Origin of the sequence: Geodermatophilus poikilotrophus (genome assembly GCF_900111455.1) — a bacterium.
Classification (GTDB): Bacteria; Actinomycetota; Actinomycetes; order Mycobacteriales; family Geodermatophilaceae; genus Geodermatophilus; species Geodermatophilus poikilotrophus.
Genome location: NZ_FOIE01000006.1, coordinates 247,601 through 260,642, shown reverse-complemented (window position 1 = coordinate 260,642; position 13,042 = coordinate 247,601). Strand labels below are relative to the sequence as shown.

Here is a 13,042-nt window from a genome sequence, read left to right as displayed (position 1 = left end):
GTCGGCCCCCTCTCAGGGCCCCGCCGCGAGCGGAGCGAGTGGTGGGGGGAGAGGGGGTCCTAGACCTGTCCGTCGCCGAAGACCGGGCGCAGGCCGCGCGCGGCCAGGATGTCGTCGTTGCTGGCGCCCGCGGCGACCATCGGCCACACCTGGGCGTCGGCGCCGACGACGAAGTCGATGACCACCGGGGCGTCGTCGATCGCCATGGCCTTCTCGATCACCGCGTCGACGTCGTCCTTGGACTCGCAGCGCAGGCCGACGCAGCCCAGCGCCTCGGCGAGGGCCACGAAGTCGGGGATGCGCACCGGCTTGGGCCGGCCCTCGGCGTCCACCGGGTGCAGCTTGGTGTTGGAGTAGCGGCCCTCGTAGAAGAGGGTCTGCCACTGCCGCACCATGCCGAGGTTGCCGTTGTTGATGAGGGCCACCTTGATCGGGATGCCCTCGATGGCGCAGGTGGCGAGCTCCTGGTTGGTCATCTGGAAGCAGCCGTCGCCGTCGATGGCCCAGACGGTGGTGTCGGGGCAGCCGTACTTGGCCCCCATCGCCGCGGGGACGGCGTAGCCCATCGTCCCGAGGCCGCCGCTGTTGAGCCAGGTGCCCGGCTTCTCGTACCGGATGAACTGGGCGGCCCACATCTGGTGCTGGCCGACGCCGGAGGTGTAGACCGCGTCGGGTCCGGCGATCGCCCCCAGCCGCTCGATCACGTACTGCGGGGACAGCGAGCCGTCCTCGGGCCAGTCGTAGCCGAGCGGGTAGCGCGTCCGCCAGTCGTCGAGCTGCGCCCACCAGGAGGCGAGGTCGGGGGTGCGGCCGGCCTCGTGCTCGGCCCGCAGCGCCGGGACGAGCTCGGCGATGGTCTCCCGCGCGTCGCCGACGATCGGGACGTCGGCCTTGCGGTTCTTGCCGATCTCGGCTGGGTCGATGTCGGCGTGCACCACCTTCGCGTTCGGTGCGAACGTGGAGAGCTGACCGGTGACCCGGTCGTCGAACCGGGCGCCGAGGGCGACGATGAGGTCGGCCTTCTGCAGCGCGGTCACCGCGGTGACGTTGCCGTGCATGCCCGGCATGCCCAGGTTCTGCGGGTGGCTGTCGGGGAACGCGCCGCGGGCCATCAGCGTGGTGACCACCGGGGCGCCGGTGAGCTCGACCAGCTCGGCCAGCTCCGCGGTGGCCTGGGCCTTGAGGACGCCGCCCCCGACGTAGAGCACCGGACGGCGGGCGGCGGCGATCAGCGCGGCGGCCTCACGGACCTGCTTGCCGTGCGGGCGGGTGGTGGGCTTGTAGCCGGGCAGGTCCAGCCGCGGGGGCCAGGAGAACTCGGTCGTCGCCTGCAGGACGTCCTTGGGGATGTCGACGAGCACCGGGCCGGGGCGGCCGGTCGAGGCCAGGTGGAAGGCCTCGGCGATCCGCTGCGGGATCTCGCGGGCGTCGGTGACCAGGAAGTTGTGCTTGGTGATGGGCATCGTGATGCCGCGGATGTCCGCCTCCTGGAAGGCGTCCGTGCCGATCGCCGCCGTCGGGACCTGGCCGGTGATCGCCACGATCGGGACCGAGTCCATGTAGGCGTCGGCCAGCGGGGTGACCAGGTTGGTCGCACCCGGGCCCGAGGTGGCGATGCAGACGCCGACCCGCCCGGTGGCCGAGGCGTAGCCCTGCGCGGCGTGCCCGGCGCCCTGCTCGTGGCGGACCAGGACGTGGCGGACCCGCGAGTCGAACAGCGGGTCGTAGGCAGGCAGGATGGCCCCGCCCGGGATGCCGAAGACCACCTCGACGCCGACCGCCTCGAGCGACCGGACGAGGCTCTGCGCCCCGGTGAGGCCGGTGAGCGGCTCGGCGGCGGCCTCCTCGACCGAGCGGGCGGTGGTCTCGACCCCGGTCAGTGCCTCGGCGGCCTCACGGGTGGCGGACCCACTCGGGGTGGTGCTGGTCATGGCGTCTCCTGGCGGTGCCTGTGTCATGGCCTTCTGCGGGGCGCCCCTGGACGGGGCCGTGCGGTGTGCGGCGCGGGTGCCTGCGGCGCGGGCCGGCGGCCGTCGGGAGGGAGGTCGGGGCCCGCAAACGAAAGACCCCTCGTGCCTGCGGGCACAGAGGGGTCAGCGCGTCGGTCGGGAGGACCGACGCGCTAGGCGACTACGAGGAGCAGGCACGCCGGACGCACGGGGCCACTGTGCGCCTCGACCAGCCGGGCCGTCAACCGCGCTGTCCCATCCAGTGGGACCGCGTGTCGTCAGACCTGGGACGGCAGCCGGTCGTCGTCCAGCACGCCCGCACGGGGAGCGGCCAGCACCGCAGGCAGCTCCGCGGCGGGCACGGGGCGGCCGAGCAGGTACCCCTGGAGGAACCGGCAGCCCAGTCCGCGCAGCACCGCCAGCTGCCCGGGGGTCTCCACGCCCTCCGCGACGACGTCCAGGCCCAGGGTGCGGCCGAGCTCCACGACGCTCGCGACGACGGCCGCGGTGCGCGGGTCGTCCTCGATGTGGGCCACGAAGTCGCGGTCCATCTTGAGGACGTCGACGGGCAGCCGGGCGAGCCGGGCGAGGGTGGAGTGGCCCGTGCCGAAGTCGTCGATCGAGATCATGCAGCCGGCCTCGCGCAGCGCGGCGAGCTCGCGCTCGACCCGGTCCTCGGCGTCGACGAGCACCGACTCGGTGATCTCCAGCATCAGCCGGGAGGCCGGCACGCCGGACGCGGCGAGGGCCCGGGTCACGTCGGCGGCCAGGCAGCCGGCCTGCAGGTGCCGGACGGACACGTTCACCCCGAGCTGCAGGTCGTGGCCCTCCGCCAGCAGCGGCGCGAGCGCCGCGGTCGCGGCTGCGAGCACCCAGCGCTGCAGCGGGACGATGAGGCCCTCGTCCTCGGCCACCCCGACGAACTCCTCCGGCGGGACGTCGCCCAGGTCCGGGTGCCGCCAGCGCACCAGGGCCTCCAGGCCGAGGACGCGGCCCTCCTCCAGGCCCACGACCGGCTGCAGCGCCAGCGACAGGCCGCCGTCGACGATCGCTCCGGGCAGGTCCCGAGCCAGCCGGGCGCGCCGGTCGACCACCCGGTCCAGCGCCTCGCCGGTGGTGCGGACGCAGTTCTTGCCGGCGGCCTTGGCCGCCCGCAGCGCCAGGTCGGCCCGGCGGACCGCCTCGGCGGGGTCCTCGCCGGCGCGCAGCTCCGCCACGCCGACGCTGCCGGACACCGGCAGCACCAGCCCGCCACGGGCGCTGCCGTCCGGGGCCGGCGGCCGGTGGTCGCGGTCGAGCAGCACGACCAGCCGCTCGGCGAGCACGGTGGCCTCCTCCCGGCCGGCCCGCACGAGGACGGCGAACTCGTCGCCGCCGAGCCGGGCCACGACGTCGTCCTCCCGCGCCGCCGAGCGCAGCGTCTCGGCCACCTCGCAGAGCAACCGGTCGCCGGCGTCGTGTCCGGCGACGTCGTTGACCGCCTTGAAGCCGTCGAGGTCCACCAGCAGCAGGCAGCCAGGGGCCGCTGCGGTCCAGACCTCGCCGAGCGCGGCCATGAGGCGGGCGCGGTTGGGCAGCCCGGTGAGGAAGTCGGTGTACGCCATCCGCTCCAGCTCGCGCCGGCTGCTGCTCCGGTCGGTGACGTCCCGCAGGTGCAGGACCAGCCCGGTGCGGCCGCCGGGGCCGGACACGGCGGCCGGGGCGGCGCCGGCGGAGGCGGCGCCGGTGACGTCGACGTCGCGCCGGCTGCCGTCGCGGGTCCGCAGCCGCACGGTCGCCGGCAGGAGGCCGACCGTGGTGCCGCCGCGCACCGCCTGCGCGACCCGGGCGACCAGGTCGCGGTCGCCGTCGTCCAGCAGCTCGGCGAGCAGCCGCCCGGTGAGCTCGCGGTCGGTCCAGCCCAGCTGGGCCTCCACGGCGCCCGATGCCCAGCCGATCCGGCCGGCGCCGTCGAGCACGAGGGTGACCGCGTCCCCGCTGTGCACCAGCGCGCGGAAGTAGCCCTCGGTGCGCAGCAGGCGCCGGGTGAGCCGGTAGCCGTCGGTCGCCCACAGCGCGGTGCGCAGCGAGGTGATCGCGACCAGCGCCGCTCCCCCAGCGGCCTCGACCGGGTCCAGCGGGCGCCCGGCCAGCGCACCGGCGAGCAGCAGCAGCAGGACGCCGGACGCGACGCCCGAGGCCAGCACCAGGCCGCGCAGCGGGACGATCGGCCGGTCGTGGTCCGGGGTGGCCGGCTCCCCGGGGTCGGACCGCACGGCCAGCACGCTCGCGGCGAGCATGGCCAGCCAGGCCTGCTCGGTGACGACGGTGGCGGCGGTGCTGCCCAGCGTCCGGCCGAGCGCGCCGCCCACCGCCACCACGGCCATCGCGACCGAGGCGGCCAGCAGCCAGACCGCGGCCGTCCGGCGCGCGCCGCGGACCGCGGTGACGGTGACCAGCCCGACCCCGACGAGCACCGCGCCCACGGCCGGGTAGCCGACCGCGATCAGCCCGTCGGCCGCGCCCTGCACACCGGCGAGCAGGGCGGCCAGCAGCACGTGGCCGAGCAGGGCGACGGCGAGCGTGGCGATGGCGCCGTCGAGCACCGCCCGCGAGCCCGGCCACCGGCGCGACCGCGGGGGCAGCAGCCGCATCGCGGCGAGCACGGCGACCGGGACCGCCAGCAGCATCGGCACGTCCTCCGCGCCACCGAACTCCAGGTGCGCCCCGGAACGCACGGTGGCCAGCACCTGCCCGAACGCCAGCAGCGCGGTGGCCAGCGCGATCGCCCGCCACGGCCGCGCGGACCGGCCGGGCAGCCGGGACGCCGCGCGCTGCGCCACGACCGCCGTCGCGCCGGACCCGAGGGCCAGGCAGGCGGGGACGAGCGCGGGGGCGAGCGGGGACCCGGTCAGCTCCAGGGCCGCGGTGACGGCGGCGAGCGACCCGAGCAGCCCGAGGACCGGGCCGGACGACCGGACGGCAGGCATCAGCGGGATGCCACGAGACCGGGCCACAGCTGACCGGCGCCGTCGTCGAGCACGTCGACCAGCTCCCGCGGGCGCATCGGGCGGGCCAGCAGGAAGCCCTGCGCGAAGCCGCAGCCCGCGGCGCGCAGCGCGCCGAGCTGGGCCGGCGTCTCCACGCCCTCCGCCACGACGTCCAGGCCCAGGGCGCCGGCGATCGAGACGACGGACTCGCACAGCGCCCGCACCTTGGGGTCGCGGTCGACCCGCAGCACGAAGGCGTGGTCCAGCTTGAGCACGTCGATCGGCAACCGGGTCAGGTGGGCCAGCGAGGAGCGGCCGGTGCCGAAGTCGTCGAGCGCCACGTGGACGCCCATGAGCCGCAGCGCCTCGATGTCGACGGCGACGTGCTCGCCCTCGGACATGATCGTCGCCTCGGTGATCTCCAGGATCAGCCGCTCGGGCGCCAGCCCGGTCGACTGCAGCACCGCGGCGACGTCGCGGACCAGGGTGCGCGCGGCGACGTGCGAGGCGGAGATGTTGACCCCCAGCCGCAGCGGCGCACCGGTGCACGGCAGGGTCAGGACGGCCGTGGCGGCGTGCGTCAGCGCCCAGCGCTGCAGCTCGCCGATCACCCCGGCACGCTCCGCGATCGGCACGAACTCCGCCGGGGGCACCTCACCGAGCTCCGGGTGCTGCCAGCGCAGCAGCGCCTCGACGCCGGTCACCCGCTGCTCGCCCAGCGAGACCACCGGCTGGAACAGCACCGACAGCTCGCCGCGGTCCCAGGCGCCGGGCAGGTCCTCGCGCAGCCGGGCCCGCCGCTCGGCGGCACTGCCCAGAGCCGGCCGGTACCGCAGCGCGGTCCCGGTGCCGGCGGCGTTCGCCGCCCGGACGGCGAGCTCCGCGCGGGTCAGCAGGTCGGGCACCGACCCGGCGGCACCGAGGTCGACCACGCCGATGGCGGCGCTGACGTCGAAGACGCCGGCACCGGTGTCCAGCGGCTGCTCGATCACCGACAGGCAGCGGTCGGCCAGCAGGTCCACGGCCTGCGGCGCCCCCTCGGCGAGGACGGCGAAGGCGCCACCTCCCACCCGGGTGACCGCGTCGGAGCTGCGCACGGTGGCCCGCAGCCGCCGGCCGACCTCCACCAGCACCTCGGTGACGACGTCGCGACCGGCGTCCTCGCGCACCTCGTCCAGACCGTCGAGCTCGATGAGCAGCAGGCTGCCGCAGCCCCGCCCACCGGCTGCGAGCGCCTGCTCGAGCAGGCGCTCGCAGCCGGCCCGGTTGGGCAGCCCGGTGACCGGGTCGGTGAACGCGACCTGCTCCAGCACCTGCTCCCGGGCGACCCGCTCGGTGGTGTCGCGGCAGTGCAGGACGACGGCGCCCACCACGGTGTCCGAGCGCAGGTCCGAGAAGCCGGCCTCCAGGTGCCGCCAGCCGCCGTCGGCGTGCCGCAGCCGCAGCCGCAGCACACCGGCGGGCGCGGAGGCGCCGGCCGCGGGCTGCAGGACGCGGGCCAGCGGCAGCGCGTCGTCGGGGTGCACCAGCTCGAGCAGGTCGGCACCCACCGGGACGGCGTCGGCGGCGCCGAGCGTCGTCCCCAGGGTCGGCGAGGACCAGGTCACCCGCAGGTCGCCGTCGAGGATGAGCACCGCGTCGCTGCTGGTGGCGACCAGGGAGCGGAAGTAGGCCTCGCTGCGCCGCAGCCGGGTGCCGAGGCGCTGCTCCTCGCGGGCGGTCAGCCAGCGGTGCAGCACGGCCAGGACGGCGCACAGCGAGCCGCCGACGGCGATCACCGGGCTGATCCGGTGGCCGGTCAGCGACACCGCGGCCGCGCCGAAGCAGGCGGCCGTCATGGCCAGGTGCGGGAGGAGCTGGCGCAGGTGGGTGGACCGTCCGGTGCGCGGCTGCGGGCGGGGCTCCGGGCACGGACCGGGGTCCAGCAGGACGGCGGCACCGAGCAGCACCAGCCCGCCGGCGACGAGGAACCGGCCGACGTCGCCGACGGCCTCCTCCCCCGTCAGCATCGCCGAGGTGCCCAGCGCCCGGCCGGGGGCGAGCAGCGCCGTCGCGGCCAGCAGCACCAGCGCCATGGGCTGGCGGCGGCTCTCGATGACGCCCAGGAGCAGGACGGCGGCGGCCACCGTGGCCGAGGTGACGACGACGGCCGCGGCGAGGACGGCGCGCCCGCTCGGGTCGAGGTCCAGCCAGCCGAGGTCGGGACCGAGCACCAGCACCTGCACGACCAGCGCGCAGGCAATGAGGAAGAGGGCGAGCTCGACGGCCGGGCGGGCTCCGCCGCGCAGCCGCGAGGGGGCGACGAGGGTGAGGATGCCGACGACGGCGACCACGTAGCCGGGGACGGTGGGCAGCCAGCGCAGGGCCACCTGCTCCAACGGGGAGTCCGGTGCCGCGACGGTGACCGCGAGGAGACCGACCACCGGCATCAGCGGAGCCAGGGCGAACAGCCGCCAGCCCCGCCACCCGGACTGCACGGACCGGCCGGCGGTCCAGAGGACGACGGCGGTGGCGATGCCGAGTGCGCCGAGCGCCAGGTCCCCCAGGTGTCCCGGGCCGGAGGTGCCCGCGGACACCGCGCAGGCGGAACCCACGGGCACGGCGCTCCCGAGGAGCCACCACCTCAGCTTCTGCACACCTGCTCAGTCGGCAGGCAGCCGGGGCGACGACAGGTGGGCGGGGCCGGTCCTCACCCGTTGGGGGGACCGGCCCCGCGCCCGGCCCCTCGCCGGACCCCGCCGCGAGCCGGTGACGTGCTGGAACGGCCTCCCTGCAGGGTCCCGCCGCGAGCCTGCGAGCGGTGGGGGGCAGGGAGGCCCTTCTTCAGCCGCAGACCGCGCCCTGAGCCGCGGAGCTCACCAGCTTGGCGTACTTGCCGAGGACGCCGGTGGTGTAGCGCGGGGGCAGCGGCTGCCAGTCCTGCCGGCGGCGGGCCAGCTCGTCCTCGTCGACCAGCAGGTCGAGGGTGCGGGCGGCGAGGTCCAGCCGGATGCGGTCGCCGTCCTGCACGAGGGCGATCGGGCCGCCGTCGGTGGCCTCGGGCGCGACGTGGCCGACGCACAGGCCCGTCGTCCCCCCGGAGAACCGCCCGTCGGTGAGCAGCAGGACGTCCTTGCCCAGGCCCGCGCCCTTGATCGCACCGGTCACGGCGAGCATCTCGCGCATGCCCGGCCCGCCCCGGGGGCCCTCGTAGCGGATGACCACGACGTCGCCGGCCTGCAGCGTGCCGTCGGTGACGGCGTCCATGGCGCCCTGCTCGCCGTCGAAGACGCGTGCGGTGCCCTCGAACACGTCGGCGTCGAAGCCGGCGGACTTCACGACCGCGCCGTCCGGCGACAGCGAGCCGCGGAGGATGGTCAGCCCACCGGTCCGGTGGATCGGGTTGTCCATGGCGTGGACGATCGTGCCGTCCAGGTCCGGCGGGGCGATCTCCGCGAGGTTCTCGGCCATCGTCTTCCCGGTCACCGTCAGCACGTCGCCGTGCAGCAGGCCGGCGTCGAGCAGCGCCCGCAGCACGACCGGGACGCCGCCGACGCGGTCGACGTCGGTCATGACGAACCGGCCGAACGGCTTGACGTCGGCCAGGTGCGGGGTGCGGTCGCCGATCCGGTTGAAGTCCTCCAGCGTGAGCTCGACCCCGGCCTCGTGCGCGATGGCCAGCAGGTGCAGCACGGCGTTGGTGGAGCCGCCGAGCGCCATGACCACGGTGATGGCGTTCTCGAACGCCTTGCGGGTCATGATCTGGCGGGCGGTGATCCCCTGCCGCAGCAGGTTGACCACGGCCTCGCCGGAGGCGATCGCGACGGCGTCGCGGCGGCGGTCCGGCGCCGGCGGCGCGGCACTGCCGGGCAGGGCCATCCCCAGCGCCTCGGCGACGCTGGCCATCGTGTTCGCGGTGTACATGCCGCCGCAGGAGCCCTCGCCGGGGCAGGCCGCCTTCTCGATGGCGTCCAGCTCCTCACGGCTGATCAGCCCGCGGGCGCAGGCCCCGACGCCCTCGAAGACGTCGATGATCGTCAGGTTGTCCCGGTCCCCGAGCCGTCCGGGCAGGATCGAGCCGGAGTAGACGAACACGCTGGCCAGGTCGAGGCGGGCCGCGGCCATGAGCATGCCGGGCAGGGACTTGTCGCAGCCGGCGAGCAGCACCGTGCCGTCGAGGCGCTCGGCGAACACGACCGTCTCGACCGAGTCGGCGATGACCTCGCGGGAGACCAGCGAGGCCCGCATGCCCTCGTGGCCCATCGAGATGCCGTCGGAGACGGAGATGGTGCCGAACTCCAGCGGGTAGCCGCCGGCGGCGTGCACGCCCTCCTTGGCCCGCTTGGCCAGCCGGTCCAGCGAGAGGTTGCACGGGGTGATCTCGTTCCACGACGAGGCGACGCCGATCTGCGGCTTCTCCCAGTCGTCGTCGCCCATCCCGACCGCGCGCAGCATCGCGCGGGCCGGCGCGCGGGTGATGCCGTCGGTCACCTCGCGGCTGCGGGGCTTCACGTCGACGCTGGTGCGGGGTTCCTCCACGGTGGTCACGTCCGGCGATGCTAGGCCGGTCGGCGGGGTTCGCCGAGAGACCATTGATACTGGTACCGACACCACCACCGACGTCCCGCTCCCGGAGCCCGCCGTGCCCGCCACCGCCACCGCTCGCCGCGAGCTCGCGGAGTTCCTCCGGTCCCGCCGCCGCCAGGTCGACCCGAGAACCGCCGGGCTGCCCGCCGGTGGTCCCCGGCGGACGCCGGGGCTGCGCCGCGAGGAGGTCGCGCTGCTGTCCGGGGTGAGCCACACCTGGTACACGTGGCTGGAGCAGGGCCGGGACATCCGACCGTCGCGGCAGGTGGTCGACGCGCTGGCCCGCACGCTGCGGATGTCACCGGCCGAGCACGAGTACGTGCTGCGGCTCACCGGGTACGGCGGCGCGGCCCCGGCCGCAGCCGACGGCATGCCGGCCCACGTGCAGCGGCTGCTCGACGCGCTGGGCCCCTCCCCCGCCTACGCCATCACCGCCGGCTGGACGATCGCCGGCTGGAACCGCGCCTACCAGCGGCTCTACCCGGGGGTGGCCGCCGTGCCCGCGGCCGAGCGCAACCTGCTGTGGCTGGTGTTCACCGACCCGGCCGTCCGCGACCTGCTCGGCGACTGGGCCACCGACAGCCGCCGCTTCCTCACCCAGTTCCGCGCCGAGGTGGGCCCGCGGCTGGCCGACCCGGAGGTGGTCGACCTGGTGGCCCGGCTCGAGGCGGCCAGCCCGCACTTCCGCGCCGGCTGGGCCAGTCACGACGTGGACCGGTTCAGCTCCTCGGAGCGGCGCTTCGAGCACCCGCAGGTCGGGACGCTGCTGCTCGAGCACCACCAGCTCACCCCGGCCGACGCACCGGGCCTGCAGCTCGTCGTCTACACCGCCGCGGAGGGTGGCGACGCGGCGGACCGGCTGGCGCGGCTGTCGACCTGAGCGGGTCTGGGAGGATGTGCGGACGTGGGGACGGCCAGCTTCCGGATGAACCGGGTCGCGCTGCTGCCGGTGCTCCTGCTGACCGTCTGCGTCGTCCCCCTGGCCTTCGCAGCCACCTGGACGCTCGTCTTCCTCGTCGTGCCTGTCTTGGCCGCGACGTGGGTGCTGCGGGTCGGGGTGGACGTCGACGACGACGGCGTCACCGTGCGCTCGCCGGCCGCCGCCCGGCACGTGCCGTGGGGTGAGGTGGCGGGCATCCGCGTCGCCGAGCGCGGTGACCTGTGGCTGGTCACCACCCGCCGCACCGAGGTGCGGCTGCCGGTGCTGCGCGCCCGCGACCTGCCCCGCCTGGCCGACGTCTCCGGCGGCCGCATCCCCGCTCCCGCCGAGCCCCGGTAGCCGTCGCCGGGCGCACCGACCGCCCCCGTGGGGACCTCAGTAGGCGTCCACCACGTTGACCAACGGCTCGCCGGCCAGCACGCGGGCCAGCTGCGCGGTCAGCGCGGCCGCGGCACGCGCGTCGGTCGCCGGGACCTCCCCGGCCACGTGCGGGGTGAGCAGCAGCCCGGGCGCCGACCAGAGCGGGTGGCCCGGCGGCAGCGGCTCCGGGTCGGTGACGTCCAGGGCGGCGCGCAGCCGGCCCGACGAGAGTTCGGCCAGGAGTGCGTCGGTGTCGACGACGGCGCCGCGGGCCGCGTTGACCAGCAGGGCGCCGTCCGGCATGGCGGCGAGGAAGGCGGCGTCCACCATCCCGGTCGTGGCCGGGGTGAGCGGCACGACGACGACCACCACGTCGGCCACCGGCAGCAGCCGGGGCAGCTCGTCGGTGCCGTGGACCCCCTCCCGCGGCGTCCGTGCGACCGAGGTCAGCTCGACGTCGAAGCCCGCGAGCATCCGGCCGATCGTGCGGCCGATGTCGCCGGCGCCCAGGACGAGCACGCGGGCACCGACCAGGGAGGAGTGGGTGGCGAACGACCAGCGGCCGGCGTCCTGCTCGCGGACGAAGAACGGGATGCCGCGCTGGGCCGCCAGCGTCGCGGTGACCGCCCACTCCGCGGTCGAGGGCGTGTGGGCACCGCGGGCGTTGCAGAGCAGCACGCCCTCGGGCAGGTGGCCGACGAACCGCTCCGCGCCGGCGCTGAGCAGCTGGACCAGGCGCAGCCGGGGCAGCGCGTCGAAGAACTCGTCCCCGGGCAGGGTCGCGCGGTTGACCCGCGGCACCCACACCTGCGCCCGGGTGGCCTCGCCGGTGGGTGGGCCGGCGTCGGCGTCCACCGGGTACGCGCGCACCCGCGGGGACAGCCGCTCGACCTCCTCGGCCAGCGCCGGGGTGGGGACGAGGACGTGCAGCGTCTCGTCGGGGCCGACGACGGAGGGACCGCGGGACTCGGTGCGCACGGCCCTCGACCTTAGGAGGACCCCGTCCCCCGCACCCCCGCAGGCTCGGAGCCGGACCCGGGACGGGGCGATCCGGCGCACGTACTGTTCGAGGGGTGAGCCGGCAGCGCGCGCGAGGGGGACGGGGCCTGGCCGGCGCCGCCCTGCTCGCCGTCGCCCTGGCCGGGTGCGGCAGCGACGGCTACGAGCCGGCCGGCCCCTTCCGGCCGCGGCCGGAGGGTCCACCGCCGCAGGTGGGGCCGCCCACGGAGTCCCCGCAGGCACCCGGCCCGGGGGACCCGGCCGACCCGGAGAGCGAGGAGGACGGCGGCGACCCGAACGTGGTGGCCTCCGGCCTGACCGTCCCCACCGGGCTGGTCGTGCTGCCCGACGGCACCGCGGTCGTCGGGGAGCGGGAGACCGGGCGGCTGCTGCAGGTCTTCCCGGACCGCTCCCCCGCCCGCGAGCTCATGACCGTCAGCGGCATCGACACCGGCGGCGACGGGGGGCTGCTGGGCCTGGCACTCTCGCCCACCTTCGCCGAGGACGGGCTCTTCTACGCCTACGTCTCGACCGCCACCGACAACCGGGTGGTCCGCTTCCCGATGGGCGGCACCCCGAACCCGGTGCTCACCGGCATCCCGCGCGGCGAGACGCACAACGGTGGCGGGCTGGTCTTCGCCGGCGACGGCACGCTGTTCGTGGGCACCGGCGACACCGGGAACGCACCCCTGGCCCAGGACCCCGCGTCGCTGGCCGGCAAGGTGCTGCACGTCGACGTCTTCGGCCGCCCGGTGGGCGCGGGCTCCGTGCACAGCAGCGGCCACGCCGACGTCACCGCGCTGTGCGTGGGCGGCGAGGCGTCGCTGTACGCCACCGACGACGCCGCCTCCGGGCCCGACGAGCTCAACGCCGTCCTCGAGGCCGGCGACGCCGGCTGGCCGACGGCGGGCCCGGCGAGCACCGGCCCCGTCGTGCAGTTCCCGACGGAGGCGGGCGGGCTCGGCGGTTGCGCGGTCGCCGGCCGCACCGTCTTCATCGGCTCCCTGGACGGCCGGCGGGTGCACACGGTGCAGCTCGACGGCGGCGGTGTGCTGGCCGAGGAGCCCGGCGCCTTCCTCACCGACCGGTACGGCCGGCTGCGGACCGTCGTCCTCGACGGCGAGGGCGCGCTGTGGATCACGACGTCGAACAAGGACGGCATCGGCACACCGGCCGAGGACGACGACCGGGTGCTGCGCGTCTTCCCCCCGGGTGGGGCGTCCGACTCACCGCTGTGACGTCATCGGCCTACTGGCCGG

8 protein-coding genes are annotated in these 13,042 nt (G+C 76.1%); 3 read left to right on the top strand and 5 right to left on the bottom strand.

Annotated elements, in window-relative coordinates; all coding sequences use genetic code 11:
• Nucleotides 1-59: 59 nt before the first annotated feature.
• The 4 genes from BMW27_RS15295 to ilvD form a co-directional block, all read right to left on the bottom strand.
• Entirely contained in the window at nt 60-1,931 is a 1,872-nt protein-coding gene (locus tag BMW27_RS15295) for an acetolactate synthase large subunit (protein ID WP_091445545.1), read from the bottom strand.
• A 296-nt stretch (nt 1,932-2,227) separates the two neighbouring features.
• Nucleotides 2,228-4,918 carry a putative bifunctional diguanylate cyclase/phosphodiesterase gene (locus BMW27_RS15290; protein ID WP_139206912.1) on the bottom strand — a complete coding sequence of 897 codons (2,691 nt, stop codon included), beginning with the start codon at nt 4,916-4,918 and terminating at the stop codon, nt 2,228-2,230.
• Nucleotides 4,918-7,518 carry a putative bifunctional diguanylate cyclase/phosphodiesterase gene (locus tag BMW27_RS15285; RefSeq protein ID WP_139206911.1) on the bottom strand — a complete coding sequence of 867 codons (2,601 nt, stop codon included), beginning with the start codon at nt 7,516-7,518 and terminating at the stop codon, nt 4,918-4,920. The genes BMW27_RS15290 and BMW27_RS15285 overlap by 1 nt, the downstream gene beginning before the upstream one ends.
• Nucleotides 7,519-7,741: 223 nt before the next feature.
• Nucleotides 7,742-9,445, bottom strand: a complete 1,704-nt coding sequence (gene ilvD / locus BMW27_RS15280) for a dihydroxy-acid dehydratase (protein WP_091445540.1) — start codon at nt 9,443-9,445, stop codon at nt 7,742-7,744.
• Nucleotides 9,446-9,539: 94 nt separating this feature from the next.
• Between ilvD and BMW27_RS15275 the strand changes: the two genes are divergently transcribed.
• On the top strand, nt 9,540-10,364 hold the full coding sequence (locus BMW27_RS15275; protein WP_091445538.1) for a helix-turn-helix transcriptional regulator: 825 nt from the start codon (nt 9,540-9,542) through the stop codon (nt 10,362-10,364).
• Between the two features lie 24 nt (nt 10,365-10,388).
• On the top strand, nt 10,389-10,763 hold the full coding sequence (locus BMW27_RS15270) for a PH domain-containing protein (protein ID WP_091445536.1): 375 nt from the start codon (nt 10,389-10,391) through the stop codon (nt 10,761-10,763).
• A gap of 36 nt (nt 10,764-10,799) precedes the next feature.
• On the opposite strand, the gene BMW27_RS15265 is transcribed toward BMW27_RS15270, so the two are convergent.
• Entirely contained in the window at nt 10,800-11,762 is a 963-nt protein-coding gene (locus BMW27_RS15265) for a 2-hydroxyacid dehydrogenase (protein WP_217638167.1), read from the bottom strand.
• Between the two features lie 95 nt (nt 11,763-11,857).
• On the opposite strand from BMW27_RS15265, the gene BMW27_RS15260 reads away from it, so the two are divergent.
• A complete protein-coding gene (locus BMW27_RS15260) occupies nt 11,858-13,021 on the top strand; it encodes a PQQ-dependent sugar dehydrogenase (protein ID WP_091445534.1) in 1,164 nt (387 codons plus the stop codon).
• The last annotated feature ends 21 nt before the right edge of the window (nt 13,022-13,042 follow it).

Bases quoted from the DNA above. Each gene is read 5' to 3' on its own strand.
- BMW27_RS15290 (WP_139206912.1), bottom strand. From the start codon at position 4,918: ATGCCTGCCGTCCGGTCGTCCGGCCCGGTCCTCGGGCTGCTCGGGTCG.
- BMW27_RS15295 (WP_091445545.1), bottom strand. From the start codon at position 1,931: ATGACCAGCACCACCCCGAGTGGGTCCGCCACCCGTGAGGCCGCCGAG.